The following is a 26,664-nucleotide window of genomic DNA, read 5'->3' on the forward strand; positions in this document are numbered from 1 at the left end:
GGGTTACGCGCGGGGTCGGCGCCGGACGGGCAGGGCACTCCACCGTCGTTGAGGGCGCGGGCGATGCTGGCCACGCTGTGACCGGCGAGCCGCTGTTTGAAGATCCACCTCACCGAGGGTGCGGTGGCCGGGTCGGGCTCCAGGCGGTGCAGACGGCGCCCCCACGCGGCGTGGGCGCGGTTCGGATGAGGGCCGGCGTCCACGAGCCGGTAGCCGTAGGGTGGCCGGCCGCCGAGGTGCCGACCCTGCAGCTCGGCTTTGGCGCGCATCGCCGCAGTCGTGCGGTGTCGGGCCCGGGACACCTCCCGCTGGGAGTGCACGCCCAGCAGGTCCAACAGCGCCAACTGCCGCGGGTTGTCGAAGTCCACCGGCCCGTAGGTCTCCGGCAACCACAGCTGCACACCATGCCTGAGCAAGGTGGGAGTCAGCTGTTCGAGCTGCTGGCCGTGGAAGGCGCGTTCGTACTCGCCCACGACGATTGCATCGAACCCCCGTGCCGGGTCCGCCACCGCAGCGAGTACTGCGCCGCCTGCGGCCGGTCCTGCCAAGCGATCCGGCGGGAGACACCCTCGTCGAAGAACTCGGCCACGATCCGACCGTGGCCGGCGATGAGGTCCTCGGCGTAGTTGCGCTGCCACCGGCACGACGACGCCCGGTCCTGAAAGTCGACGGTGGACATCCGACCACAGAACGCGAACCGCAGCCCCTCCGCCGGCCGGGCGAACCGTCGCGGCCGGACCTTGCGCTGCTGCCCAGCCCACGACGCGAGAGTGGCCCGCCCGGGCACTGCGTTCGCTGGCGTCGTCATAAGGACCCCCACGATCGCTACGTCTGCCCGTCATGGCCTCCGTGAAAGGCTAGGTGCAGCGAAGCGTATTGAGCATCTCTATCACTCTTTCGTGTATTTGCGATGTCCGCTGGTGTCATGTTGGGCCTTGCTCGCTCAGGTCGAAGACCAGACATGCCCGCGCGCCGAGTAGCCCGAGTTCGCTGTCGTGCGAGCCGAGACGGTGCCGCCACCGACGAGCGGGCGCAGGCCTCACGATCCTCCATCATCTGGCGATCTCAGCTCTCGAAGCCGCTCGATGCCAGAGCCTCGACTGCTGCCCGCCGGCCTACCTCGATCAACTCGAGCGCCCGATGGAACTCGTGGCCGCGGCAGGCGTCCGTCGGGATTTCGATCAGCAGATCCGGTGGGTGACCCGCGAGCCGATACCGGATGAGGAGGTCCTCCACGGCCTCTATGGACAGGCTGACAATGTCGGGTGCGCGCAGGCCCGCGGGTAGAGACGCCGCTTCGCGGCTGCCGGTGGTGATGGTCTTCACGGCGGCGCCGACCCGGTCGGAGACTGGGACGTCGCTCTGCACGTGATTCCGCGCACGAGTCGGGTGCGGGTCGGCCGACTCCCGAACCGGTGCCGCGGGGTGAGAGGTGGCGCGGGCGCCGTTGAGGGAGACGGCGACAACTGCGCCGGCCGGTATGGAGGCGGTTGGCGCGATCGGCAGCGGGTCCATCAGGCCGCCGTCGGCGAGGAGCCGGCCGTTGACCATGACTGGGGTGATCATGAGGGGCAGCGCGATGGACGCACGCACCGCGATGTCCAGCGGGCCGGCCTGGAACCACACTGCGCGGCGGGCCAGCAGGTCGGTCGCGACCGCCGTGAAGGGCACGGGTAGCTGTTCGATGCGCACGCCGTCGAGGAGTTCGCCGACTCGGGTCATGACCTTGTCTGCCCGGAATGCGCCTGGCGCGCGTACTGCGGGGTCGAGCAGGCGTAGCACCTCGCGGTAACCGATGGTCCGCACCCAGTCGACGTAGGCGTCGAGCTTGCCCGCCGCGTAGAGTCCACCGACGAGGGCGCCCATGGACGAGCCGGCGACGCCGGCGATGTTGAACCCACGCTCTTCGAGGATCTGGATCACCCCGATGTGCGCGTAGCCGCGCGCCCCGCCTGCGCCGAGTGCCAGTGCGATCCGCATGTCACCTCCGCCCACCGCTCCGACCGGGCCGAGGCCCACCAGGCCTCGATCCTGAGAAGCTCGAGCGCGGAGGTCCACCTGGCTCCCCCACAAGGCGAGAGCTTATCGGCGCTCTCCCGAGTACCGGTGCTCAATCACGGAACTGCGACCGGGACCCTTTGCCGGGCGACCGCAGCGCGTCCGCGCCCGTGGTCATCCGCCAAACGACGGCACAGTATCGATCGTGTGGGGGAGTAGTCGGCGGCTGGTTCTGAGAACGGTGCCGTCGGGGCGGACGACGGCTGCGCGGACGCCCCCTGTCCGCAGCCATCGGTGCAGCTCGCTGCCAGGTCGGGCAGTGACGAGAACGGCTCCGCGCCTTTCGATGTCGGCTCGTTGGGCGGCGGACGGCTCGGTGGACGTGACGATCGAGAATCGGCCGGCGGCCACGTCGTCGAAGCGGTGGTCGCCGTCGATGATCGCGTTCGGGCACAGCCGGCCGGTGAGGCTGCGGCGCAGCCGGGGCCGCACCACCAGTTCGGAGCGGTGCAGCGGGGGTGTCTGGCTGTCGGTGGCCAGGTCCGTGAGGCCGGGCACGAGGTGCAGCCGGGGCGCCACGGCGCGGCGGATGATGTTGCCCAGCTCGCCGCCGGCCGTCATCGCGGTGCCGATGAACTTCGCCAGCTTGATCATGGCGCGGGCGTGGTGCTTGCGTTCGATCTCGTAGGTGTCGAGCACGGTCTCGGCGAGGGTCCCGTCGAGCACGCCGGCGAGTTTCCAGGCGAGGTTCATGGCGTCGCGCAGCCCGGCACACATGCCCTGGCCGATGAACGGTGGGGTGAGGTGGGCGGCGTCGCCGAGCAGGAACACCCGGCGGTCGCGCCAACGGTCGGCGAGTTGCGCGCGGAAGGTGTACTCGGCGGCGCGGATGATCTCCAGCTCCGCGACGGGGATATTTCTGGTCCACCGCGAGATCAACGGATGCAGCCGGGCCGGGGCACGGTAGTCGTCGGCGGTCTCGCCGGGGGTCAGCGGGAACTCCCAGCGGTAGCGGGTTTTGCCGACCCGCATGTAGGTGCCGGCGCGGGCCGGGTCGGAGAGCTGGTGCACGCCCTCCCACTGGTCGAGGGCGGCTTCGGTGGCCACGTCGATGACGAGCCAGCGCTGCGTGAAGCCCAGGTCCTGCATGCTCGCGCCAGTGGAGGCCCTGGTCAGGCTGTTGGCGCCGTCGCAGCCCAGGACGTACGCGGCGCAAACGGACTCGTGCGCGCCGGTGGCGGTGTCGGTGAACTCGACCCGCACCCCGCTGGCGTCCTGAGTCAGTGCGGTGACCTCGGCGTTGCCTCGAAGGGTGGCGCTGTCGTACCGGGCCAGATTCCCGCGGAGGATGGCCTCGAGCTCCGGTTGGTCGAACAGGCTTCCCTGGGGGTAGCCGTGCCGGCCCTGCGCGACGTCGCGCTGGAACTCGGCCAACACGCGCATGTTCCGGTCCAGGAGCCGCAGGCCCCGGTGCGGCCGGGAGATCGCGGCGAACTCGTCCCGGAGCCCGAGGCGGGCCAGGATGCGGTGGACCTCGTCGTCGAGGGCGACGGCCCGGGGCTGAGGATAGATCGACTCCCAGCGCTCGAGGATGAGGCACTCGACGCCGTACTGGGCGAGCAGCGTCGCGGCGGTGAGCCCGGTGGGGCCCGCGCCGATGATCACTACCGGAACCGCTGTCATCGCGTCAGCAACTGAAGGACCAGGTAGGCGGCGACGAGGAGCCCGCAGACGACGGCCGGGGCGTACTTCTGCGGGCCGTCGCCCTTGCGCAGGTGCACGGCGAGGGCCCCGGCGAGCAGCAGCAGCAGCCCGGCACCGGCGAGGACGCCGAGCAGCGGCTGCAAGAAGCCGATCAGCAGTCCGACCGCCCCGGCGACCTCGAGCAGGCCGATACGCCGATAGGCCGCGACGGAGAAACCGGCCTCCGCGGCCAGCTCCCGCATCGGTGGCACGGCCCGGATCTTGGCCGTGCCCAGGGCGAGGAAGGCCAGCGCGAGCAGCACTGCGAGGATGGAAGCAGCGAGGGTCATGACACAGTCACCAATCGCCATTCGATGGCATAACGGCCCAGAATCGCCTTGACGGCGTCCTCGGCGGAGGGAGAGATCTTGACGGTGGCCACGATGGAGCTGCCCTCGATCGTGGCCTCGATGTCGTGCACGCCTGCGACCTCGTCGAGTGTCGCGCGGAGTTCCCTGCGGGCGGCGTCCGCCCGGAGCGCCAGCTTGTAGAGCTTGCCGACGGCGGTGACGGGCAGTTCGTCGAGGACCGTGACGGTCCTGGGCACTGCGGCGCGGTCGGGCACTCGCTCGCGCGCCCAGGCGCCCAGTTCCTCCTCTGCGACCGTGGCGTCGGGAGCGAGGGTGACGTAGGCGACGGGTACCTCGCCGGCGTGGACGTCGGGGCGTCCGACCGCGCTGGCCGCGGTGACCTGCGGGTGGGTCAGTAGCGCGTCCTCGATGGTGGCGGGGTCGATGTTGTGTCCGCCGCGGATGATCAGGTCCTTGGCCCGGCCGGCCAGGTAGACGAAGCCGTCCTCGTCGATGCGTGCGAGGTCGCCGGTGTCGAGCCAGCCGTCGACCAGCTTGCCCAGGCCGTCCAGCACGTGGCCGTTCTCGTCGCGGTCGGTGACGTAGCCGCGGAACACGGTCGGGCCGCTGATCGCCAGAATGCCCGTCTCGCCGACGGGTAGCTCGTCCCACGTACCGTCCACGGCGACCACCCGCACCCGCTGGTAAGGCAGGCGCTGCCCGACCGATCCCGGCCGCGACACGTCGGGGAAGGTACGCGCGCTGGCGCAGGTCGCCTCGGTCAACCCGTAGCCCTCGACCAGCGTGATCCCAGTGTTGGCCTGGAACTTGTCCCGGGTCGCGGCGGGCAGCGGCGCCGCCCCCACCATCGGGAACCGCAGACTGCTGATGTCAGCATCCACCGGGGACTGTGCCAGCACGGCGTACACCGTCGGCACCGCGCTCATCGCGGCGATCCGGTAGTGCTCGACGATTTTCCAGAACGCGCCGAACAGCGCGGGGTCGCGGTAGCCGAGCGGACCCGCCCACACGACAGCCTGCCCCTTGAACAGCGGTGCGAGCAGGGTGACCACGAGCGCGTTCACGTGGAACAGCGGGAGGGCCGCGAGGACCACGGTCTCCTGGTCGAAGAGGTTGCTGGCGGCCAGCATCCACGCGTCGGCCACCTCGTTGGCGTGGGTGTGCGCGGCCAGTTTCGGGGCGCCGGTGGTGCCGCCGGTGTGGAACATCGCGGCCAGGTCGACGGATCGGGGCAGATCACCGGTGAAGGCGGACGGATCCTCGGCCGCGGCAAGCTCGCCGAGGTAGCCGATGCGCACCCCGTCGATGGCGGGAAGCGACTCGGGCGCGCCGGCGGCGCCGGTGGGCCGCAGCACGAGGATCACGTCGAGCAGGCCGTCGTGGGCGAGCGCCTGCGCGGTGTCCCAGTTGGCGGGCGCGAGCTCGGGCCCGGCCGTGACCAGGACGCGGGCACCAGAGCGCCGGAGGAGTACGGCGAGGTGCTGCCGGGACAGGCCGCCGCCCAGGGGCGCCGCGATCCCGGCGAGCTGGGCGGCCAGCGTCGCGGTGATCAGCTCGGCGCAGTTGGGGGACATCAGGGCGACCGCGTCACCCCGCCGCACACCGAGGTCGTGGAGCAGGTTCGCCACCCGGTGGACGTCGGCCAGGAGCTCGGCGAATGTGCGGCGCAGCGGCTCACGCCATCGGGCGGCGTCCGGCAGGACGTTGAGCGCCGTACGGTCCGGCCAGCGTGTGGCCGCTCGCGCGAGCAACGCGTACGTCGATTCCGGCAGGCCCCGCGCCTCGAGCGGAACGGCCTCGATTGCGGCCAGGTCGGCGGGCGTGGCGTAGTCCGGCCACAGCAGCGGCCCGGTCATTGGGCGTACCTTACGACCGTACGCTGGCGACCCAGATCGATCGCGCCGTCGTCGGTGGCGACGGTGGCCTCGATGACGTCGCCGTCCTTGAGGTACCTGGGGTTGCGAGCCTGACCCTTGAAGAACATCTTCCACTTCACCGCAGGTGGCAGCAGCGAGGCGACGAACGCGACCGGCTTCGGCGGTGCGCTCAGGGCCGTTCCGACGGGCGTGCCGGTCAGCAGCAGATCACCAGCGTCGATCCGCTGGAAGCGGGTCAGCGCCTGCAGCGCCTGCACCGGCGTGTAGATCATGTCGGTGGCGAGCATGGCCTGCCGGAGTTCACCGTTGACCCACAGCTTCAGCCGCAGGTCGGTGAACCGCTTGAGTTCGTCGGCGTCGAGCAGCACCAGCGCGGGGCCGACCGGGGTGAAGGTGGGGTAGGACTTCGCCTCGTAGAACTGGGTCTGAGGAAGCTGGACGTCGCGTGCCGAGATGTCGTTGGTGACCACCAGGCCGGCGACGTGGTCGGCGAGGTTGTCCGCGGTGATGGTGGTCCCGACGGGCATCTCGCGGCCGAAGACGAGGCCGATCTCGACCTCGTAGTCCAGCAGCCGCACGTGGGCCGGACGGACCACGTCGGCGAACGGGCCACTGATCGAGCCCGAGGTCTTGCGGAAGAACGTCAGGGGGACCGTCTCAGGGTTGCCGTTCGTGTCCTTGACGTGCGAGGCGAAGTTCGTCATCTGGGCGACGACGCGGCAGGGCGCCGTCACCGGGGAGACCAGCGCAAGGTCGTCGACCGGGACGGTGTCGCTGCTCGTCGCGGCCGCGGCGATCGCCGGCCGGTCGGCCAGGAGTTCTGCGGTGGTGGTGGTGGCGCTGGTGTGCACCTTGGCGGCGCCGGTGGGGGTGAGCACCCACCAGGCGTCGGCGGTGCGCAGGACGGAGGTGCTCATGAGGTGAACGCTTTCATCAGGCCGCGGAGGCGGTGGAGGTCGAATTCGTTGTCCTCGCGCAGCGCGCCGATGACCGCGCGCAGCTCGCGAAGCGATTCCCGGCCGGGTCTCATGCCGAGAAAGTCCTTGGTGGCGGGCGGACCCCACTGGGCGAGCCCGGAAGCCTTCATCGGCGCCCAGCCCGGCTCGAGCGTGCAGTCGAACAGGTCGCCGTCGGTGAAGTGCTCGACCAGGAAGTCGTCCGGGTCGCGCCAGTAGTCGAAGATCTGGCTGCCCTGGATGTGCCGGCCGATTCCCCAGGACCGCTGGTAGCCGCGGTCGAGCAGATGCTCCCCGCCGGCGGCCAGTGAGTCGAGGTCGGGGACCTGGTAGGCGGAGTGCACGTACCGGTTGGCCGGGCCGAGGGTCATCGCGAGGGTGTGATGGTCGGTGGGCGTGCTGCCGCGGTCGCAGCGGATGAAACTCATGACCGGGCCACGTTCGCGCTGCCCCTGGTGGTAGAGGAAGTCGCTGACGATCAGGCCCAGGTGCTCGAGGTACCAGTTGAGCGTCTCCAGGTACCGGGTCGTCTGCAGTACGACGTGACCGAGCCGCTGGATCTTGGCCGGCTCCCGCGGCGGCCGCTGGGTGGCGTTCACGCGCGTCACGTCGTGCCCGACGTTGAAGGTCAGTGGCTGCTGGGTGGGCAGGGCGGAGAGCTCGTGGGTGCCCGCGACGACGCGTACCCGCGTCCCGCTCGGGTCGACCAGATCCACCGTCACCCCGCCGAGGCTCTCCGGGAGGGAGGTCATCGGCCTCCCGGTCTCCTCCGCGAGGCGCAGCACGTCCTTCGGGTCGGCAGCCCGGAAGGCGGGGCCGATGAACCGCGACCGGGTGCCCCGGCGGATGAGCACGCAGGGCGAACCGGGGTCGGTGCCCCGCAGGTGCAGCTCGTCCTGCGTACGCAGCGACGTCGTGAAGCCGAACGCGTGGGCGAACAGCTCGGCCCGCCCCAGATCAGGCTTCTCGAACTCCAGCCAGGCCAGGTCGTGCACCTTGACGATCGGGTTCCCCGCCCGCCCCGGGTGCTCGCCCGGCAACGCGCCCTGTTCGCTGTGCAGACCGGTGTGCGGGTCGTGGTGCTCGATCATGTCCCGCTCCCTCCAAGTTGACGAAATCGTCACTTACGAGAGTAGCGTCAGTCAAGACCGGATGACGATTTCGTCAGGACTGAGTTCCGGCTGGGTTAAAGTGGTCTCGCATACCGACCCGGGAGAGGTGAGCACGCAGGTATGGTCCAGCAGACCAGGCAGGCACCCAACCGCCTGGAACGGCGGAAGGCGCACACCCGGTCGGCGCTCGTACGCGCCGCCCAGACCTTCATCGCGGCCGGCAAGCCGAACGTGCCGATCCTCGAGCTCACTCAGGCCGCCGACGTGGGGATGGGGTCGTTCTACAACCACTTCGACAGCCGCGAGCAGCTCATCGAGGCCGCGGTCGAGGACGCCCTCGATCGCTACGGCGCCCTGCTCGACGAGCTGACGGTGGGCCTGGACGACCCGGCCCACGTGTTCGCGCAGAGCTTCCGGCTGACCGGGCGCCTCCACCGCCGACAGCCCGAGCTGAGCAGGGTCCTGCTCAGCACCGGCCTGGCCCTGGCCGGCTCGGACAAGGGCCTCGCACCACGAGCCCGGCGCGACATCGAGGACGGCGTCCGCGCCGGACGGTTCCGCGTGCGCGACCCGGAGTTGGCGATGGTGACCGTGGCCGGCGCCGCGCTGTGCCTCGGGCAACTGCTGCACGACCACCCCGAGCGTGACGACGCCGCAGCCACCGACCAGGTCACCGAGGACGTGCTGCGCATGCTCGGCCTACCGCCCGACGAGGCCCACGAGATCTGCCAACGCCCGCTGCCCGACCTTGACGATCGTCCGTAGGCCGGGGCCGGTCCCAAGGGCCCGACAGACCCTAGAGGTTGACCGCCTCCCGCACCATACGGTTGGCCGTGTCCGGCTCGTACCCGGTCGACCGAAGTAGGTCACTCAACGCCGTACGGAGTTGAATCACGACAGCCTGCCCGTACGACTTCAGGCCCTTGCGGCACGCCTCGCCGACCAGCCGCGCGACATCCAGCACCGCGCCGCGGGTCTGCTCGAACGGCCCAGCCTTTCGTGCCTCCCGCTGCAGCACCCGGACCGTCTCGGCAAGCCTCTCAAGGGCGGTGGCGAGTTCATCCGGCACCGGCTCGTCGTACTGCAGCAAGGTCGAGGCCCAGCGGGCAATCTCCCGGCACCCGAAGGTCACCCGATCCATGTGCTGGACGCCGCGCTGGTAACGCTGGACATCCCGTCGACGTGGCCAGCGCACCGGCGCGATCGTGGTCACCTCCTCGGCGCCACCCAGTGCCTCGTGCATCCGCTCGAGGTCGGCATCCATGCCGCGAAGCTGGTCGAGCGCTCGCACCGCGCGGTCCGGGTCTCGCTGTCTCAGCGCCTCCGCGACTTCCCGAAGCTGCCCGGAGAGGGTCTCGACCAGCGGCACGGCGGCGCGGTCAAGAATGCGCATCGGGTTGATCGGCACCAGCAACGCGACCACCACCAACCCGACGACGGCCCCCGACCCGGCTTCGATGAGCCGCGCCCATTCCAGACCCTGCTGGACCGGTGACAGCGTGGCGAGAAGGACGGCGGTACTGCCGGCTTGGGCGACAAGCGCCCCGCTACGCCCCGTCATCACCAGGGCGACGGCGATGGCCAGGGCCACCACCACGCCGATCTGCCAGGCTCCGAACCCCACGTAACGCAGCAGAACGTCGCTGATGACCAGGCCCAGACCGACGCCGAGTATCAGTTCGGCGGTACGTCGGGCCCGCTGTCCGAGTGCGGCGACGATCGTGCCGACGGCCGCGCTGGGCGCGAAGACCGGCGCAGGTCGCCCCGCCACCTCGTGCGCGAGCCCCCAGGCCAGGGTGGCGGCGAGCCCGCACTGGGCCGCTATGACCAGGATGATCTCCACCTGACGTAGCCGCAGCCTGCCGGCCGCGCCACCACGGCGTCGAGCCAACGCCGCCAGGCCTCTGGACTGCTCGACTACCTCCTCAGGTCGGGGCAGGGGGCTCCGGTCAGCGGCCATGGCGAGGGTTACCCCGCCCGACCTTCACAAACCTGCGACCCGTCTTCCCTGTCGAGGCGACTCGGCTGCATCCGCTCCGATGGCTATAGCGCTCGACGATGCCGCCGCTTGCTGCGTTGCGGCCCCCCTGCCTGCCATGCCGCGGATCAAGCTCACGCCTCGTCGCGAAGCTTGCGCTTCAAGATCTTGCCGGTGGAGGTCATGGGCAGCTCGTGCCGGAACTCGACGAGACGGGGGTACTTGTAGCTCGCCATCCGCTCCCTGCACCAGTTCACCAGCTCACCCTCGGTCAGCCGTGATCCCGGGTTGCGGATCACGAAGGCCTTCACCTCTTCGCCGTGCGACTCGTGCGGCACGCCGACCACAGCCACCAGGCTCACGTCGGGGTGAGTCATGATGGTCTCCTCGATTTCGCGGGGGTACACGTTGAAGCCACCGCGAACGATCATGTCCTTGGCCCGGTCGACGATGACGTAGTAGCCGTCCTCGTCGCGGCGGGCGACGTCGCCCGTGCGGAACCACCCGCCCCGGATCACCTCCGCGGTCGCGTCGGGGCGGCCGTGGTAGCCCTTCATGACGTTGTGACCCCGGATGGCGATTTCGCCCGGCTCGCTCTCCGGGACCTCGTTCCCGTCCGTGTCGATGAGCTTCATCTGCACGCCCCAGATCGGCTGCCCGATCGAACCGGGCTTGGCCTCGCGCCCGGGGTGGTTGAACGAGGCGACGGGGCTGGTCTCGGAGAGGCCGTAGCCCTCCCGGATCCGAACGCCGTAGACCTTCTCCACCTGCTCGAGGATCTCCACCGGCAGGGCGGCACCGCCGGAGATCGCCATGCGCAGGTTGGCTGCGATCGCCGCAGCGTTGCCGTTCTCCCGGTCGACGGAGAGCAGGCCCCAGTACATCGTCGGGACGCCGGCGAAGAAGGTGACCCGTTCGCGCTCCATTATTGCCAGTGCCGTTGCGGCGTCGAACCGGGGCAGGAGAACCAGCGTGGCGCCGCCGTACAGGCCGGCGTTCATCTGCACTGTCTGCCCGAATGAGTGGAAGAGCGGCAGCGTCACCAGGTGGACGTCCTGGTCGGCGGCGCCGAAGAGGCGCCAGCACGTGAGGGCGTTCATGACCATGTTGGCGTGGGTCAGTTCGGCGCCCTTGGGGTGTCCTGTCGTTCCGCTGGTGTAGAGGATCACGGCGGTGTCCGTGGCCTCGGTGACCACGGTCTCGAAGCGGGGGGCCTGACCGGCGACCGCCGATCCCATTGTGGTGGCGCCCTCGATCGGGCTCGGTGCCTGGGGGTCCGCGGTCATGAGGAAGAAGTGGTCGCACCCGTGGGCCTGGCCGAACCCGCGCCAGCCCTCGGCCGCCATGGGCAGTTCGGGGGTTCCCTCGAAGCAGAGGTACGCCTTGGCGCCCGAGTCCTGCAGGTGGTAGGCGATCTCACGGGCCTTGAGGAGCACGTTCAGCGGTACGACGACGGCGCCCGCCTTGAGGATGCCGTAGTAGGCGATCGGGAAGTACGGAAGGTTCGGGCAGGACAGCGCGACGCGGTCGCCCGGCCGGACGCCACTCTCGACGAGCAGGTTTGCGACCTGGTTCGCCGCAGCGTTGAGTTGGGCGTACGACAAGCGGGTGTCACCGAGAACGACCGCCTCCCTGCTCGGCAGCCGTTCGGCGGTGCCTTCGAGCATGAGCGCGAGGTTGAGCATGACAGCTCCTTGATGGCGTGGGCGATGGTGGTGGGCGTCGATGCGGTGAGGTCCGGGTAGCTCACGCCGTCGTCGTGGCGGTGGGCGGGGGCGTCTGCTCGGCGACAGGGCTCTGTGGCGGGTGGACGAACGGTGGGCGGGGCAGGTCGGCGTCACCGGTGGCGGCGGCGTAGACGACGACGTCGGGGCGCAGTGCGACCACGGTGGCGTGGTGCCGGCGCATCCAGGGGATGAGCACGTCCTCGTCGTCCACGATCGCGCCGGGCACGGGGGTCGAGCCCGACGGCGTGACCCGCAGGCAGCGGATGCCGCCGACCGCCCAGGCCGGCCAGGGTCGCGCCGGGCCGGTGTGCAGCAGCGTCCACCGGCCGGCGAGCACGTCGTCGAGACGGACCCGGTCACCGCCCTCGGTCTGGACCCACGGCTGCGGGAGCTGCTCGCCGACTGCCCGGTTGCCACCGGTGTGGTCCAGCAGGCCCTTCCGGTAGCTGTCGGATGGGAACCACCCGGCCTCCTGCATGTAGGCGCGGAAGGCCGGGACCCGCATGAGGACCCGGAACGTGATGTTGCGCAGGGCCGTCAGCCCGCGACGTCGCTCGGTGATGATGCGCCCGAAGCGGACGGCCTGCGTGGTCATTTCCCGCACGTGTGGTTTGCGCTCCACCTCGTAGCTGTCCAGAACGTCATCGGGTAGCTCACCGCGCAGCACCGCGGCCAGCTTCCAGCACAGGTTGCCCGCGTCGCGTACGCCGGAGGACATGCCCTCGCCGATCCACGGCGGCATCGCGTGTGCGGCGTCGCCGGCGAGGAAGATCCGGCGGATGCGCCACCGGGCGGCGAAGCGGACGTGGTGGCTGTAGATGACCGCGCGGAGGATCTCGACCTCGTCGGGCGTGCGGCCGTAGCGGCGCAGCAGCCGCCAGATGTAGTCGTGGCTGACCAGATCCTGTTCGTCCTCGCCGGGCAGGACGGGGAACTCCCAGCGGTGGTGACCCTGTGGCATCGGGCAGTCCACGGCGGGCCGGGCGGGGTCGCAGTGGAAGCGTAGGCGGTCGACGGTGTCCCAGCCCCGCTTGACCCTGGTGTCGATGACGACCCACCGGTCGTGGTAGGTGCGGCCGTCGAAGCCGACGCCCAGCCGGGTCCTGATCGGGCTCGAGCCGCCGTCGGTGGCGATCAGGTACGCCGCCCGCAGGGTACGCACCGTGTCGTCGGCCAGGTCGTGTGCGGTGACGATGACACCGTCGCTGTCCTGCTCGACGGCCGCGCAGTCGTGGCCGAGGAGGACCTCGACGTTCGGATAGCGGCGGACACCGTCGCGGAGGACCTGCTCCATGGCCGGCTGGTAGATGAACAGCTGCGGCGGGTGCCCGTTGCCCCGGGGAGCCGGCGCGAGGCTCAGGAAGGACCGGCCGCGCGCGTCGACGAAGTCGATCGGCCGGCCGGCGAGCATGTCCTGCTTGAGCCGCTCCGCGAGGCCGATGCCCTGCCAGATCCGGAGCACCTCCTCGTCGGTGGAGATCGCCCGCGCGCGGGGGAAGATGGAGGCGTCGCGCTCGATGACGGCGACCCGTACGCCCATGCCGCCGAGCAGGTTGGCGGCGGTGACCCCGACGGGGCCGTATCCGACGATGATCACGTCGTAGTCGTGCAGTTCGGTGTTCACGTGGTGGCTCCGCTCAGTGCCGGGACGGTGATCTCCGCGCGGCGCAGCGAGGCCGCGCCGTGGCGGAACTGGTTGAGCTTGTCGATGACGGTCTGGCCCTCGGGGGTGTGTCCCCAGATGCTGATCCCCCGGTGGGTGGTGGGTTCCCAAGTGGCCTCGTCCACGACGATCGGGTTCCAGCCGACCTCCCACTCGAAGCCGGACGGCGTCCGGACGTAGTAGGAAAGCTCCTTGTCGTTGGTGTGCTGCCCGATGCCCAGCGCCATGGTGAAGCCGAGCTGCTTGAGCCGCTGGTAAGAGGTGGTCATGTCGTCCAACGTGGCGACCTGGGTGTTGAGGTGCTGGATCGCGGTGCGGATCGGATCGATGCGCAGGCCCTCGGTGTTGGCCACGGCGACGGAGTGGTGGCGGCCGTTGACCCGCAGGAACCGGATCCGGAAGCGCACCGCGCTGATCGTCTCGATGATGAAGTCGCTCAGCCGCGCGTCGAGCAGGTTGTCGTAGTAGCGGTGGATGGCGTCCGGGCGCCGTGAGGTGATGGCGATGTGACCCATGCCGGCGTCACCGGTGACGAAGCCGCTGGCCTGGATGCGCAGCGGCGCGGTGGTGGTGACCGGAGTGGTGTACAACTCCTGGACCAGGCCCTTCGGGCCGGGGAAGCGCACCAGCCGTTCCACCCCGCGCAGCGCTGCGTCCTCGTCGTGGCCCTGTTCCACAGTGACACCGCGGGCGGTGATGCGGGCGACGATGTCGTCGAACGCCCCGTGGTCGTCGACGTGCCAGCCGACCGTGGTCACGTCCTCGGCCGGGCCTCGCTGCAGCAAGAGGCGGCACTCGTGGTCGTCCAGCCGGAAGCGCATCCGGTCGCGGTCGAGTTCGTCGACGTGCAGGCCGACCCCGTCGGCGCCGAAGCGGCGCCAGTCACCGAACCGGATGGTCTCGATGCACAGGTAGCCCAGGTGCACCTTGCCGAAGACGTTCACTGGGACTCCTCGCAGAGGAAGGCAGCGGTGAGGGAGTTGAACAGGTCCGGGCGTTCCCACTGCACCCAATGGCCGGTCCTGGCGACCAGGTACAGGTCGCACCGGGGCATCCGCTCGGCGAGCAGCCGCCCGCCGGACGGCCGGTTGACCTTGTCGTCGGCACCCCACAGCACGAGCGTGGGCGTGGCGGCCCGGGACAGCCGCTTGTCCCGCAGCAGATCCATCCGCAACAGGGTGCGCAACCCGGCGGGGCGCCGCAGCGGCGGGTTGGCGACCACCTCCGGGTCGATGCTCGCCCGGTACCGCTCGTCGATCATCGCGGCGGGGACGGCCGTGCCGTCGTAGACCAGGTAATCGCGGATGAACCGTTCGAGCTTCGCCCGTGTGGGGCCGTCGCCGCCGTAGTAGCCGAGCAAGCACTTCAAGCCCGGCGTCGGCGGACGTCGGGTCGTGCCGATCCCGCCCGGGCCCATGAGGATCAGCCGTCCGACCCGGTCGGGCCGGTCCAGCGCCAGCCGCAGCGCGGCGGCCCCACCGTAGGAGTTGCCGACCAAGTGGGCCCGTTCGATGCCGAGCTCGTCGAGCAGCCCACGTACGGCGGCGGCCAGGTCACCGAAGGGTTCGGACTGGTCGATCTCCTTGCTGGACCGGCCGTAGCCGGGCAGGTCCGGCACGATCACATGGAACCGCTGGGCCAGGGCGTCGACGTTGCGGGCGTAGTTCGACATCCCGGAGGCTCCCGGCCCGCCGCCGTGCAGCAGTACCACCGCCGCACCGGCTCCCCGCTCGGTGACCGCGATGTCCCGCGCGCCGACCCGCACCAAGCGCTGATCCGCGGTGATTTCCTCGACGCTCACGTGACCTCCCGCAGCCCGGCGTCATTAATGTAACGAGCGTTACAGTTGTAGTGGCCGCTACGGTAAGCTTCACTGCTGACATCGTCAAGACATCAGCCGGAAACCTGGGAAGGGTGCGATGACGGAATCTCGCGGCGAACGCAAACGGCGGGCCAACGGTGAGGAGTCCCGCCGCCGCATCCTCGACGCCGCCGCCGAGGTCGCCGGCGTGCGCGGCTACGACGGCACCAGCATCGCGCTGGTCAGCGAAAAGTGCGGCCTGCCTGCCAGCTCGATCTACTGGCACTTCAAAAACAAGGACGACCTCATCGCCGCCGTCATCGAGCGCAGCTTCGACATCTGGGCCGACGCCCTCACCCTCCCCGGCGACGACACCGACCCCGCGCTGGACCGCGTCACGGAGCTGGCGGGTCAGGTCGCCAAGACCCTGCTGGACTCGCCCGACTTCCTCCGCCTCGGGCTCATGCTCACCCTCGAGCGGCGTCCCGAGGAGCCCAGCGCCCGCCGCATGTTCCTGCAGGTCCGTGACGTCGCCCGCGCGCGACTCGCCACCGTACTCGCCACGCTCGCCCCGGACGCCGACCGCGACGCGATCGACCTGGTCGCCACGTACGCCATCGCCGGCGCCGATGGGCTCTTCATCGCCAAGGAGATCGGCGGCGACAGCGTGGACCTCAGGCCGCTGTTCGACCTGCACGCCCGCGCCCTCTACGACGCCCTCACCCGCCTGACCGACGGTCGCCCGGCCACGGAGACCCCATGACCGAGGGCACCACCGATCCGGTCGCCGCCGCCTACCGCCGGCTGCGTACCGCCGCGCGGACCCGCACACCGTGCCCGCCGGTCCGCCACCTCATCGGCCCGGACGACGAGACCCTGGCCTACGCCGTCCAGCGCCGGTTGACCGAGGCCCGGATCCGGGACGGCGGGCGGACGGTCGGGCGCAAGGTCGGGCTCACCTCCCCGGCCGTGCAGCGTCAACTCGGCGTGGACCGGCCCGACTTCGGCATGCTTTTCGACGACATGGCCTGCCCGCAGTCCGCGGCGATCAGTCTCGACCGGCTGCTGCAACCCCGCATCGAAGCAGAGGTCGCTTTCGTCCTCTCCGACGACGTGACCGACCCGGGCGTCACCGCCGTCACGGTGCGCCAGCGGGTCGCCCACGCGGTGGCGGCACTGGAGATCGTGGACAGCCGGATCGCCGGCTGGGAAATCAGCTTCGCGGATACCGTCGCCGACAACGGCTCGAGCGGCCTGTTCGTCCTCGGCGCCGACCGGGTACCGCTCGGCGCCGTCGAACCGGCGGCGGTCCGGATGACCATGTACGTGGACGAGTCCCAAGCATCGACCGGCTCCGGCGAGGCATGCCTCGGCGATCCGATGGAGGCCCTCGCCTGGCTCGCGCGCACGGCCCTGGCCCACGGCGACCCGCTCCGCGCCGGTGACGTCGTCCTCTCCGGCGCACTCGGGCCCATGGTTCCGGTCACCCCCGGCATGCACGTCCGCGCCCACCTCACCGGCCTCGGCAGCGTCGAGGCCACCTTCGCCACCCCCGTCACGAAAGGCGGCAGCTGATGTCGCGTACGAAGGTCGCCGTCATCGGTTCCGGCAACATCGGTACCGACCTGATGATCAAAGTGCTGCGCCTGTCGGACAGGCTGGAGATGGCCGCCATGGTGGGCATCGACCCGGCCTCCGACGGCCTGGCCCGCGCCCGCCGCCTCCGCGTGCCGACCACCGCCGAGGGCGTCGCAGGCCTTATCGCGATGCCCTGCTTCGCCGACATCGCCGTGGTCTTCGACGCCACCTCGGCCGGGGCGCACCGCGCCAACGCCGCCGCTCTTGCCCCGTACGGCAAGATGCTCGTTGATCTGACCCCGGCGGCGATCGGGCCGTACGTCGTGCCCGCCGTCAACCTCGACGCGCACCTCGACGCCGGCAACGTCAACATGGTCACCTGCGGGGGACAGGCCACCATCCCCGTCGTCGCGGCGGTGTCGCGAGTGACGCCCGTGCCGTACGCCGAGATCGTCGCCTCCATCGCCTCCCGATCCGCCGGTCCCGGCACCCGCGCCAACATCGACGAGTTCACCGAGACCACGGCCGCCGCCATCGAACAGGTCGGCGGCGCCCGGCGCGGCAAAGCCATCATCATCCTCAACCCCGCCGAGCCACCGATGATCATGCGGGACACCGTGCAGTGCCTCATCGGCCCCGCCGACCACGACGCGGTGGGCGCCAGCATCGAGCAGATGATCACAGACGTCGCCGCGTACGTCCCCGGCTATCGGCTCAAGCAGCCCGTGCAGTTCACCCCGCTGGCGCCGGACGAACCGGTCCACACCCTGCTGCCCGACGACAGGACACCGGTCACCACCAAGGTGAGCATCCTGCTGGAGGTCGAAGGCGCCGCCCACTACCTGCCCGCCTACGCCGGCAACCTCGACATCATGACCTCGGCGGCACTCCGGGTCGCCGAACGCCTCGCCGCAGCACAGGGAGCCATCCGATGAACGCCACCGCACCCGCCCGCCGCCTGTTCATCCAGGACGTCACCCTCCGCGACGGCATGCACGCCACCCGGCACCGCATCACCCCGGCCGACGTCACCCGGATCGTCACCGCACTCGACGCCGCCGGCGTCGACGGCATCGAGGTCGCCCACGGTGACGGGCTCGCCGGCGGCAGCCTCACCTACGGCCCCGGCAGCCACACCGAACGGCAGTGGATCGAAGCCGCCGCAGCCGCCGTCACCCGCGCCCGCCTCACCACCCTGCTGCTGCCCGGCATCGGCACCATTCACGACCTCAAACAGGCCCACGCCCTCGGCGTACGGTCGGTCCGCGTCGCCACTCACTGCACCGAGGCCGACATCGCCGCGCAGCACATCGCCACCGCCCGGGAACTGGGCATGGACGTCTCCGGCTTCCTCATGATGACCCACCTCGCCGAACCCGAGGAACTCGCCGCCCAGGCCAAGCTCATGCAGTCCTACGGCGCCCACTGCGTCTACGTCACCGACTCCGGCGGCCGACTCACCCTCGACGGCGTCCGCGACCGGGTCCGCGCCTACCGGGACGTCCTCGACCCCGCCACCGAGATCGGCATCCACGCCCACGAGAACCTGTCCCTCTCCGTGGCCAACAGCCTCGTCGCCGTCGAGGAGGGCACCACCCGCGTCGACGCGTCCCTCGCCGGACACGGCGCCGGCGCCGGCAACTGCCCTATCGAGCCGTTCATTGCCGTGGCCACCGTTCAAGGCTGGCAGCACGGCTGCGACCTGTTCGCTCTCCAGGACGCCGCCGACGACCTCGTCCGCCCGCTGCAGGACCGACCTGTCCGCGTCGATCGGGAGACCCTTACTCTCGGCTACGCCGGCGTCTACTCCAGCTTCCTGCGTCACGCCGAAATCGCCGCACGGCAGTACGGTCTCGACGCCCGGGACATCCTGCTTGAAGTCGGCCGGCGGAAGCTCATCGGCGGCCAGGAAGACATGATCCTGGACATCGCACTCGACCTCAGCCGCAGCTGATCGCCTGAGAGGCGCAGTTCAAGACGGGCGGCTCGGCTTGCTCGAGGTCGTCCTCGTCGTGGCACCGCAGCCGGCCGAGCAGCGCCAGCATTGAGACCGCCCAATCGAAAGGAAGGACAGGTGCCACGACCCCGACCGGAGGTTGTTGCCGGATAGCTGTGGTCGCCGGCAGCACGGCGGCTGCCGCCGGTGGGCCGGCCGGCTGCTTGTAGGCATCGTTCTGCAATCACATCAGCAGGGCGGGTGGCTCCGGTTCCCGGCTGCGGGCGTGCCACGCGTCCGCGACGGCGATTCCTGCGAGCACTGCGGTGGCGCCGGCGCCGGCGACCAGCGGAGGAGCATGCCACACGGCCGGGATCAGCAGACCAAGGGCGAGGAGCCCGATCAGCCGTGACAGGGAGATCCGGCGGAATACCTGCAGTTCGAAGGGAGCCCGCCCAAGCAGGAAGAGAGCAGGACCGCCGAGGATGGCCACGAGCCAATTCGGTTCCGGCCGGCTGGTTGGCTCGATGATGTACAGCTCGAAGCCGGCTCCCGCGAGAACAACACCGGAGATCATGACCAGATGAGTCAAGGCGGCCGCCACGGACTGCCGGGCCGGTTCCCGGGCGGCGGTGATGGCCCGGGGTAGGAGCAGGCCGGCGGTAGAAGTAGATGCGCCAGAGCTGCACGATGCCCACGAAGGCCAGCGCGAACCCCACCCCGTGCGAGAGCGCGAGGTAGCTGTCGGAGAACGCCCGGCCGGACACGAAAACTGCCTCACCCAAGCTGATCAAGAAAATCTGCTGCAACCGCTCGGCCAGGTGCTCGCCGGCGACCTGACTGCCGGCCCATCGGCGAAAGCCGACCACGAACCCGGGGAACTCGATGGCCAGCGCGAGCGCCCAGAGCGCACCCCGCAAGAGCGGGTCGTGAACCAGCGCCCCGGCGATCCACGGAACGGTGCTCCCGGCCAGCGACAGCAGCCCCGGTAGCGAGGAGCTGCCGGTTCTCACTTGCCTGGCCAGGAGGTAAACCAACAGACGGCTGATCCGGACCGCAACCCAGGCGCCGGCGAAGACCAGAGCCCGCTCCTCGAACCCCTGGGGCACCGCGACCGCCATCACGGTGGCACCGGCCATCGAGGAGAACACGAGGAACTGACCCGGCCGCGAATCCGGGTGCACTCGGCTGGTCAACGCGGCAGTGGTCTGCCACATGAACCACAAACCCAGAGACAGCAAAAGGGTCTCAGCGGACCCCCTGAAGCCGAGCCCACCGGAGTGAAAGTCGTCCAGGAGTCGCAAGCTGACCCGGTTGAGCGCGAAGACGAAGACCAGATCGAAGAACAGCTCGAGGATGGTCGCTCGGTGCCAGCTGGTCCCCTCCCGTACGCGCCGATCGTGGCCCGGCTCATCCATCCGTCATCAGTCTGGTTCGCCGCGGCAGGTGCGCCCGGCGTTCGCCTGCCTCGGCAATCCCATACCTGCGACCAAAAAACACGAGGCGGAGTATCCGCGGCGGGAGGCGATGAACCTGCCATTCCCGACGTCCGCCGTGCCTGCTGTCAGCTTCGCCGGAAAACTCACCCCTGTCATTTTAGGCGGCGTCCGACCGAACGCGGTGGTCAGGATTCAGGGCCTTCGCCAAGCGCCGGCGGTGTTCGGACGGCTTCACGGACCTGGCATAAGATCCCGAGATTCATCGCCCCGCAGTCCCGGGTTAGGCGGTTTCATCCACGCCTTCCCGGGAAGCCGCCACATATGTCTTCAGACCCGGGCGCATCGGCAAGACGCACCCTGGAGCGGGCGCGGGAGTCGGTTCAGCAGATCCACAAGGCTGCGGTCCGGCATCGCGACCCGAGCCTGCACGAACTAGCCGACCAGATAAGCGAGATCGCCATGATCTTGGGTCATGACGCCGGCCCGGTCCAGGAGTGGCGGCCGTGCCCGGTGTGCGGAGCCCAGCCAGGGTCGCACTGCCTCAATACGCCGGGGCACAAGATGGTCGACGGGATGCACCCGGAACGGACCAAGCTCTAGCGGAAGCAGAGAACTGGGCAACCAGCGTGCCGGCGTTCCTATCCGGCACAGTTCCGAGCGGCGTTACCTGATTCCGGGGTACGACGGGCTGCCGGCCACCGGCGAAGTGGCCGTGAGGCTGACCCAGCGGCACCAGCCGGACGTTGAACCGGCACGACTCGCGGGCTGTGACCGATTAGCGCCAGGGTTCATCCGTCCCTGACAGCGGCCCGGGCGGATGCCACTCCGCCCGCCACTGCCATCGCGCATGCGAAGTCCAGGTGAGCAGAGGGTCAGGAGAGGCGTGCTTCGAGGCCCGCGATGAGGGTTTGGATCGCGAACTGAAACCCGCGATCCCCGTCTGCGTCTGCGCTCGGTGCACTGGCCGATGCGGGGGCTGTGGGTTGCAGGGCGGCGAGGCGCCGGAGCGTTCCGTTGCCCTCGGCGAGCAGGAAGCCTGAGAAGAAGCTGGTGAGCACCGCTCCCACCGAGGCGACCTCGTGAGAGGGCACACCTGCAGTTCTCAGGATGCCGGTCAGTGCCGTCCAGAACGGGTCTTCCGGCTCGATGGAGTCCGGGCTGGCCAGGATGTGCACGATCAGGTTGGGGTGCCGGTGCGCCAGGGCCCGGAAGTCGTGCGCGAACCGGCCCAGCTGTTCCTGCCAGGTCCCCCCGTCGACGCGCGGCTGAAACTGCGCGGCGACGAGATTCTTCACGCCGCGTAGCAGCGCGGCCTTGTTCGGCACGTGGTGGTACAGCGACATCGGATTCACACCCAGCACCCCGGCCAGCTTCCGCATGCTCAGCGCGCCGAACCCGTCGGCGTCGATCAGTCGAAGCGCCGCGGTGTAGATGCCCTTTTCGGTGAGACGTGCGTCTCCTCGGCCACTTGAGGCCTGTCCAGTTGCAGCCATACACCGTATGGTAGCAGCAGCCATACGGTGTATGGCTGACGTCCGGGAACTCACCTTCGTTGGCCGGCCACCGCCGGCGACGTCGATGGAAGGGGTCAACCTGTTGAGCAACCTCAAGACCATCCCCGCCCCACCCGGGGTCCCGATTGTCGGCAACGCGTTGCAGATCCCGGCTGATGGACCGGCTGCGTTCTTCGAGGAGACGGCCGGTCGGTTCCCCGAGGGCATCTACCGGCTCGCGCTGCCCGGCCGCGAGCTCGTCCTGGTGTCGGACCCGGACCTGGTGGCGGAGGTGTGCGACGAGTCGCGCTTCTACAAGCCGATCGAGAAGCCGCACAGTGACGTTCGGGCGATCGCCGGGGACGGCCTGTTCACCGCGAGGCGGGACGAGCCGAACTGGGGCAAGGCGCACCGGATCCTCATGCCGGCGTTCAGCCAGCGGTCGATGAAGGCGTACTTCCCCGAGATGCTCGAGGTTGCCGAGGCGCTGGTCGGCAAGTGGCGGCGCAACGAGGGCAAGGACCTCGACGTGGTCGCCGACATGACCCGGCTGACCCTCGACACGATCGGGCTGACCGGCTTCGACTACCGGTTCGACTCCTTCGGCACTGAAGAGGTGCATCCGTTCCTGCAGGCCCTGGCTGACTCTCTGCACGAGGCCATGGGGCGGCTGAAGCAGCCGCCCTTCGTCACCGCACTGCGGCGCCGGCAGATTCGGACCTTCGAGGAGAACGTCCGCGTCATGCACTCGCTCGTCGAGGAGGTCATCCGCGAGCGCCGCGCGGGTGGGGGCGATGACCGCCGCGACCTGCTAAGTCTCATGCTCAACGCGGTCGACCCGGAGACCGGCGAGCCGCTGTCCGACGAGAACATTCGCAACAACGTGGTGACGTTCCTCATCGCCGGGCACGAGACCACCAGCGGTCTGCTCTCGTACGCCCTGTACCAGCTGCTGCGTAACCCGCACGTGCTGGCTCAGGCGTACGCGGAGGTCGACCGGCTGCTGCCCGGTGACACGGTGCCGACCTACGAGACGATCATGAAGTTGAACGTGATCCCGCGGGTCCTGGACGAGACCCTGCGCCTGTGGGGGCCCATCCCCGCGATCGCCCTGGCGCCGTACGAGGACACCGTGATCGGTGGCCGGTACGCACTGCCGAAGGACCAGCAGGTCATGGTCGTCATTCCGGCGCTGCACAAGCACCCCAAGGCGTGGGACCGGCCGACCGAGTTCGACATCGACCGGTGGCTGCCGGAGAACATCTCCCAGCACCACCCGCACGCCTACAAGCCGTTCGGCAACGGCGAGCGGGCCTGCATCGGCCGGCAGTTCGCCCTCACCGAGGCCCGGCTCGCCCTCGCCCTCGTCCTGCAGAACTTCGCGATCACCGACCCCAACGACTACCAGATCAAGGTCAAGGAGACGCTCACCCGCAAGCCGGACAACTTCCTACTGCGGGTGCGCTCCCGCCAGCCGTACGAGCGATTCGACACCGAGGTGCGGACGGCTCCGGAGCCGCAGGCAGCGGCGGTCGCGGTGAACGCCGTCGGCGTCACGCTACGCGTCGCGTACGGCTCGAACCTGGGCGCGTCGGAGGATCTCGCGCGCCAACTGGCCGGCCGGGCCGAGCAGTCCGGCTTCGACACCTCCCTGCTCACGCTGGACGAACTGGCCGACAACCCGCCCAGCGACGGAATCCTGGTCGTGGTCACGCCGAGCTACAACGGCAAAGCCCCGGACAACGCCCAGCGCTTCGACGCCCTGGCCGCCGGCGGACTGACGGCTGGATCGATGTCGCAGGTGCGGTTCGCGGTGCTTGGCAATGGCAACACGCACTGGATCACCTATCAGGCATTCCCCAAGCGGGTGGAGGCGGCGCTGCTGGCGGCCGGTGCGACGCCGATCGTGCCGCGCGGCGAGGTCGATGCGAACGGCGACTTCGACGGCATGGCGACCACGTGGATGGACGCGCTGTGGACGGCGCTGGCCGAGCAGTACGGCGCGGATACCAGCGCCACCACCAGCCAACAGCTGTCGCTGGAGGTCCTCACCGAGGCGCAGGTACGCCCGGCGGTGGTCTCCGAGAAGGCGTACCCGATCACCGTCGTGGCCAGCGAGGAGCTGGTCGGCGACCCGACGGGCCTGTGGGACTTCAGCGTCGAGGCGCCCCGGCCGCAGGCGTTGTCCATCACCGTGGAGCTGCCCGACGGCGTCAGCTACGACACCGGCAACCACCTCGCCGTCTTCGGCAAGAACGACCCCGAGCTGGTGGCGCGGGCCCTGCGGCTGTTGCGGGTACCCCGCGACCAGGTGGTCCGGCTACACCGTGCGGAGGGCAGCCAGCCCACGCACCTGCCGATCGACCTGCCCGTGACCGCCGAGCTGCTGCTGACGGAGTTCGTCGAACTGCAGGAGGTCGCTACCCGCGCCCACCTGTGGGCGCTGCTCGAGCACACCCAGTGCCCGTGGACCGCCGGCCAGCTCCAGGGCTACCTCGACGACACCGACGAGGCGCGCCACCGCTACCAGGACGAGATCCTGGCCAAGCGGGTCTCGGTCCTGACCCTGCTGGAGCGGTTCCCCGCCGTCGAGTTGCCGCTGGCCGTCTTCCTGGGGATGGCCGGGCCGATCCGACCGCGCTTCTACTCCATCTCCTCGGCGGCCATGGTCGAGCCGAACCGGCCCCGGCTGACCGTGGGCCTGGTGGAGGGTCCGGCACTGTCCGGCGACGGGGAGTACCGGGGGCTGGCCTCCCAGTACCTGGCCCGGCTGCGGCCCGGCGACGTGTTCTTCGGTTACGTACGCGTCCCGGCCCCGCCGTTCCACCCGCCGGCCGACCCCGCGACACCGATGATCCTCGTCGGACCCGGCACCGGGTTCGCGCCGCTGCGCGGCTTCCTCGAGGAGCGTGCCGCCCAGCAGGCGAGCGGTGTCGAGATCGGTCTGTCGAAGGTGTTCTACGGCTGCCGGCATCCCGAGCACGACTGGCTCTACCGCGACGAGATGCAGGCGTGGCAGCAGGCCGGCGTCGCCGAGGTTCACCTGGCGTTCTCCACCGTGCCGGATCACCCGTACCGGTTCGTGCAGGACGCCATCACCGCCGACGGCGTCGGCATCTGGGACGCGATCCAGAACGGCGCGCACCTCTACGTCTGCGGCGACGGCAGGCGGATGGCCCCTTCGGTACGGCAGGCCCTGGCCGGCATCTATCTCAGCCACACGGGCGGTAGCGCCGACGACGCCGAGAAGTGGCTCGACCAGCTCGAGGCCGACGGGCGCTACCAGCAGGACGTCTTCGCCTGATCACCGATTGAGCCCAGTACGGCGCGGAAGCGCCGCATCCGGACAGCCATGCCCCGCGCGGTGGGGGCCACCATACGCACCGCGAGACAAGGAGAATGTCATGTCCACCATGCTTGCCGGCCGGCTCGACTACAAGACGGGCGAGTTCGCGATGGAGGAGGTGCCCGTCCCGCAGCCCGGACCGGGCCAGGTACGGATCAAGGTAGCCGCGGCCGGCATCTGCCTGTCCGACGTCCACCTCATCGACGGGAGCCTGCGGCTGGAAACGGGCGTCGACAAGGTGACCCTGGGGCACGAGGTCGCCGGCGTCATCGACGCGGTCGGGGCGCAGGTGCCCGCCGACTGGCAGGTCGGGCGGCGCGTGCTGCTGCAGGCCGGCCAGCCTTGCGGCTCCTGCGCGCCCTGCCTCCTCGGGCGGGTGGGCCAGTGCCAGCACCCGCTGACCCGCGGGGTCGACTACGACGGCGGCTGGGCCGAGTACGCCATCGCCGAGCACTTCACCCTCGTCGGCGTGCCGGACGATCTTCCCCTGGAGCAGGCCGCGATCATCCCCGACGCGGTCTCCACCCCCTGGGGTGCGATCGTCGCCACCGGCGAGGTACGCCCCACCCAGGCCGTCGGCGTGTGGGGGCTGGGCGGGCTGGGCGCCCATGCCGTCCAGTTGTTGCGTCTCGTCGGGGCCGCCCCCATTGTCGCCGTGGATCCGATCCCGGATGCCCGGGCTCGGGCTCTCGCCCTGGGTGCCGACCATGTCCTTGACCCCGGCGCCGCCGATTTCGCCGAGCAGGTCCGCCGGATCACCGGCGAGCGCGGCCTCGACGTCGCCTTCGACCTGGCCGGCGCCCCGCCGGTCTGGACCCAGGCCCAGACCGTGCTCGCCAGCGAGGGCCGGCTGGTCCTGGTCGGACTGGCACCCCAACCGCTGACCATTCACCAGACGACGCTGTTCAGCTACCTGAAGCAGCAGGTCCGCGGCCACTACGGAAGCGCACCGGAGCACGTCGAGCAGCTCGTCTCCCTGGTGGGCCACCACCGCCTCGACCTCTCCGGGTCGATCAGCGACGTGCTCCCGCTGTCCGAGGCGCCCCGAGGCGTCGAACGGCTCGTGAAGAAGGAAGGCAGCCCGATCCGACTGATTCTCAAGCCCTGATACCCACTGCGGGTCGTGAGACTCTCGACTCCCGCCCCGCGTTCGGCGCTGGCGTGCCGGCAGGCCGGGTGGGCCTGCCGGCAGGTCGGCACGTTGACCGGGCTGGCCCGGGTCGAATCCACCGCACAGGCACTACAAGGGGTTCGGTCGCGGCGTTCGCAAGCGGCTGGTGCGCCAGTGGAGTTCACATCCCGCCCTGCGGCATGTGAGGCGCTGGGCCTACAACCACAACCCCACCCGCATTTCGGGCAAGCACACAGGTCGTTGGGCGGGCATCCCGCCCACAGTTGACTCCGGCAGTGGGGCCGCAGAGGGATTGAACCGCCCCGGGTCTGGTAGCGACCCGGGGTCGGTAGCGGGCACGGCGCGTTCGATGCTGTCGCGGCCGTGGATGCGCCAGCCTCCGCCGTTGCGTAGGCGTCCGAGTTTCTTGACGTCGACGTGGATCAGGTCGCCGGGCCGTTCACGTTCATAGCGGCGGACCGGCTCGCCGGTGGCCGGTGGAGCCAGGCCCGGGTGCAGGCCGCGCCGGGTCAACACGGCGTGCACTGTCGAGGCGGGCATCCCGAGCATCGGTCCGAGCCGGCGGGCCCGACTT

General features: G+C 70.0%; 24 protein-coding genes and 2 pseudogenes. 8 read left to right on the forward strand and 18 right to left on the reverse strand.

Annotation, left to right across the window (positions count from 1 at the left end; all coding sequences use genetic code 11):
- The 8 genes from ACL02O_RS26730 to ACL02O_RS26765 form a co-directional block, all read right to left on the reverse strand.
- The coding region (locus tag ACL02O_RS26730; RefSeq protein WP_412820924.1) for a recombinase family protein at positions 1-473 on the reverse strand (473 nt) is incomplete at its 3' end.
- The gene (locus ACL02O_RS26735; RefSeq protein WP_412820925.1) at positions 425-808 is read right to left on the reverse strand and encodes a recombinase family protein; all 384 of its coding nucleotides are present in this window, start codon (positions 806-808) and stop codon (positions 425-427) included. The genes ACL02O_RS26735 and ACL02O_RS26730, both read right to left, overlap by 49 nt.
- A gap of 257 nt (positions 809-1,065) precedes the next feature.
- Complete coding sequence (locus ACL02O_RS26740; protein ID WP_412820926.1) at positions 1,066-1,980, reverse strand: patatin-like phospholipase family protein; 915 nt, start codon at positions 1,978-1,980, stop codon at positions 1,066-1,068.
- Positions 1,981-2,172: 192 nt separating this feature from the next.
- On the reverse strand, positions 2,173-3,681 hold the full coding sequence (mhpA, locus tag ACL02O_RS26745) for a bifunctional 3-(3-hydroxy-phenyl)propionate/3-hydroxycinnamic acid hydroxylase MhpA (protein ID WP_412820927.1): 1,509 nt from the start codon (positions 3,679-3,681) through the stop codon (positions 2,173-2,175).
- Positions 3,678-4,031 (reverse strand): DoxX family protein, encoded by a 354-nt coding sequence (locus ACL02O_RS26750; protein WP_412820928.1) that lies wholly within the window; start codon positions 4,029-4,031, stop codon positions 3,678-3,680. The genes mhpA (ACL02O_RS26745) and ACL02O_RS26750 overlap by 4 nt, the downstream gene beginning before the upstream one ends.
- Positions 4,028-5,908 (reverse strand): acyl-CoA synthetase, encoded by a 1,881-nt coding sequence (locus ACL02O_RS26755; protein WP_412820929.1) that lies wholly within the window; start codon positions 5,906-5,908, stop codon positions 4,028-4,030. Before ACL02O_RS26755 ends, ACL02O_RS26750 begins: the two co-directional genes overlap by 4 nt.
- Positions 5,905-6,846 carry a fumarylacetoacetate hydrolase family protein gene (locus tag ACL02O_RS26760; protein WP_412820930.1) on the reverse strand — a complete coding sequence of 314 codons (942 nt, stop codon included), beginning with the start codon at positions 6,844-6,846 and terminating at the stop codon, positions 5,905-5,907. The genes ACL02O_RS26755 and ACL02O_RS26760 overlap by 4 nt, the downstream gene beginning before the upstream one ends.
- Positions 6,843-7,976 (reverse strand): VOC family protein, encoded by a 1,134-nt coding sequence (locus ACL02O_RS26765; RefSeq protein WP_412820931.1) that lies wholly within the window; start codon positions 7,974-7,976, stop codon positions 6,843-6,845. The genes ACL02O_RS26760 and ACL02O_RS26765 overlap by 4 nt, the downstream gene beginning before the upstream one ends.
- A 141-nt stretch (positions 7,977-8,117) precedes the next feature.
- Between ACL02O_RS26765 and ACL02O_RS26770 the strand changes: the two genes are divergently transcribed.
- Positions 8,118-8,762, forward strand: coding sequence for a TetR/AcrR family transcriptional regulator (locus ACL02O_RS26770; RefSeq protein WP_412820932.1), 645 nt, complete (start codon positions 8,118-8,120; stop codon positions 8,760-8,762).
- A gap of 31 nt (positions 8,763-8,793) precedes the next feature.
- Here ACL02O_RS26770 and ACL02O_RS26775 read toward each other — a convergent pair whose 3' ends face one another.
- From ACL02O_RS26775 to ACL02O_RS26795, 5 genes are all read right to left on the reverse strand, one after another.
- The gene (locus tag ACL02O_RS26775) at positions 8,794-9,840 is read right to left on the reverse strand and encodes an FUSC family protein (protein ID WP_412820933.1); all 1,047 of its coding nucleotides are present in this window, start codon (positions 9,838-9,840) and stop codon (positions 8,794-8,796) included.
- A 269-nt stretch (positions 9,841-10,109) separates the two neighbouring features.
- On the reverse strand, positions 10,110-11,660 hold the full coding sequence (locus ACL02O_RS26780) for a long-chain-fatty-acid--CoA ligase (RefSeq protein ID WP_412820934.1): 1,551 nt from the start codon (positions 11,658-11,660) through the stop codon (positions 10,110-10,112).
- Between the two features lie 61 nt (positions 11,661-11,721).
- A complete protein-coding gene (mhpA, locus tag ACL02O_RS26785) occupies positions 11,722-13,326 on the reverse strand; it encodes a bifunctional 3-(3-hydroxy-phenyl)propionate/3-hydroxycinnamic acid hydroxylase MhpA (RefSeq protein WP_412820935.1) in 1,605 nt (534 codons plus the stop codon).
- Positions 13,323-14,309: a VOC family protein gene (locus ACL02O_RS26790; protein ID WP_412820936.1), complete on the reverse strand. Its 987-nt coding sequence runs from the start codon at positions 14,307-14,309 to the stop codon at positions 13,323-13,325. Before ACL02O_RS26790 ends, mhpA (ACL02O_RS26785) begins: the two co-directional genes overlap by 4 nt.
- On the reverse strand, positions 14,306-15,166 hold the full coding sequence (locus tag ACL02O_RS26795; protein WP_412820937.1) for an alpha/beta fold hydrolase: 861 nt from the start codon (positions 15,164-15,166) through the stop codon (positions 14,306-14,308). Before ACL02O_RS26795 ends, ACL02O_RS26790 begins: the two co-directional genes overlap by 4 nt.
- A gap of 118 nt (positions 15,167-15,284) precedes the next feature.
- Between ACL02O_RS26795 and ACL02O_RS26800 the strand changes: the two genes are divergently transcribed.
- From ACL02O_RS26800 to dmpG, 4 genes are read left to right on the forward strand one after another with little or no spacing between them, the layout of a single operon-like run.
- Entirely contained in the window at positions 15,285-15,929 is a 645-nt protein-coding gene (locus ACL02O_RS26800; protein WP_412820938.1) for a TetR/AcrR family transcriptional regulator, read from the forward strand.
- A complete protein-coding gene (locus ACL02O_RS26805; protein ID WP_412820939.1) occupies positions 15,926-16,741 on the forward strand; it encodes a 2-keto-4-pentenoate hydratase in 816 nt (271 codons plus the stop codon). The genes ACL02O_RS26800 and ACL02O_RS26805 overlap by 4 nt, the downstream gene beginning before the upstream one ends.
- On the forward strand, positions 16,741-17,679 hold the full coding sequence (locus tag ACL02O_RS26810; RefSeq protein WP_412820940.1) for an acetaldehyde dehydrogenase (acetylating): 939 nt from the start codon (positions 16,741-16,743) through the stop codon (positions 17,677-17,679). Before ACL02O_RS26805 ends, ACL02O_RS26810 begins: the two co-directional genes overlap by 1 nt.
- Entirely contained in the window at positions 17,676-18,698 is a 1,023-nt protein-coding gene (gene dmpG, locus ACL02O_RS26815) for a 4-hydroxy-2-oxovalerate aldolase (RefSeq protein WP_412820941.1), read from the forward strand. Before ACL02O_RS26810 ends, dmpG begins: the two co-directional genes overlap by 4 nt.
- On the opposite strand, the gene ACL02O_RS26820 is transcribed toward dmpG, so the two are convergent.
- From ACL02O_RS26820 to ACL02O_RS26830, 3 genes and pseudogenes are all read right to left on the reverse strand, one after another.
- A complete protein-coding gene (locus tag ACL02O_RS26820; RefSeq protein ID WP_412820942.1) occupies positions 18,685-18,924 on the reverse strand; it encodes a hypothetical protein in 240 nt (79 codons plus the stop codon). The genes dmpG and ACL02O_RS26820 overlap by 14 nt on opposite strands.
- Complete coding sequence (locus ACL02O_RS26825; protein ID WP_412820946.1) at positions 18,925-19,335, reverse strand: low temperature requirement protein A; 411 nt, start codon at positions 19,333-19,335, stop codon at positions 18,925-18,927.
- Positions 19,328-20,098 (reverse strand): annotated as a pseudogene (locus ACL02O_RS26830) (low temperature requirement protein A); the annotation flags it as partial. The gene ACL02O_RS26825 and the pseudogene ACL02O_RS26830, both read right to left, overlap by 8 nt.
- A 480-nt stretch (positions 20,099-20,578) precedes the next feature.
- On the opposite strand from ACL02O_RS26830, the gene ACL02O_RS34555 reads away from it, so the two are divergent.
- Positions 20,579-20,719: a zinc finger domain-containing protein gene (locus tag ACL02O_RS34555; RefSeq protein WP_459560893.1), complete on the forward strand. Its 141-nt coding sequence runs from the start codon at positions 20,579-20,581 to the stop codon at positions 20,717-20,719.
- A gap of 272 nt (positions 20,720-20,991) precedes the next feature.
- Here the strand turns inward: ACL02O_RS34555 and ACL02O_RS26835 are convergent, their stop codons facing one another.
- Positions 20,992-21,612 carry a TetR/AcrR family transcriptional regulator gene (locus ACL02O_RS26835; protein WP_412820943.1) on the reverse strand — a complete coding sequence of 207 codons (621 nt, stop codon included), beginning with the start codon at positions 21,610-21,612 and terminating at the stop codon, positions 20,992-20,994.
- Between the two features lie 31 nt (positions 21,613-21,643).
- Between ACL02O_RS26835 and ACL02O_RS26840 the strand changes: the two genes are divergently transcribed.
- Positions 21,644-24,916 carry a bifunctional cytochrome P450/NADPH--P450 reductase gene (locus ACL02O_RS26840; RefSeq protein ID WP_412820944.1) on the forward strand — a complete coding sequence of 1,091 codons (3,273 nt, stop codon included), beginning with the start codon at positions 21,644-21,646 and terminating at the stop codon, positions 24,914-24,916.
- A 100-nt stretch (positions 24,917-25,016) separates the two neighbouring features.
- Entirely contained in the window at positions 25,017-26,066 is a 1,050-nt protein-coding gene (locus ACL02O_RS26845) for a zinc-binding dehydrogenase (protein ID WP_412820945.1), read from the forward strand.
- A 381-nt stretch (positions 26,067-26,447) separates the two neighbouring features.
- Here ACL02O_RS26845 and ACL02O_RS26850 read toward each other — a convergent pair.
- A pseudogene (locus ACL02O_RS26850) lies at positions 26,448-26,664 on the reverse strand (IS481 family transposase); the annotation flags it as partial.

Origin of the sequence: Micromonospora mangrovicola (genome assembly GCF_047200535.1) — a bacterium.
In the GTDB taxonomy this organism is placed as follows: domain Bacteria; phylum Actinomycetota; class Actinomycetes; order Mycobacteriales; family Micromonosporaceae; genus Micromonospora.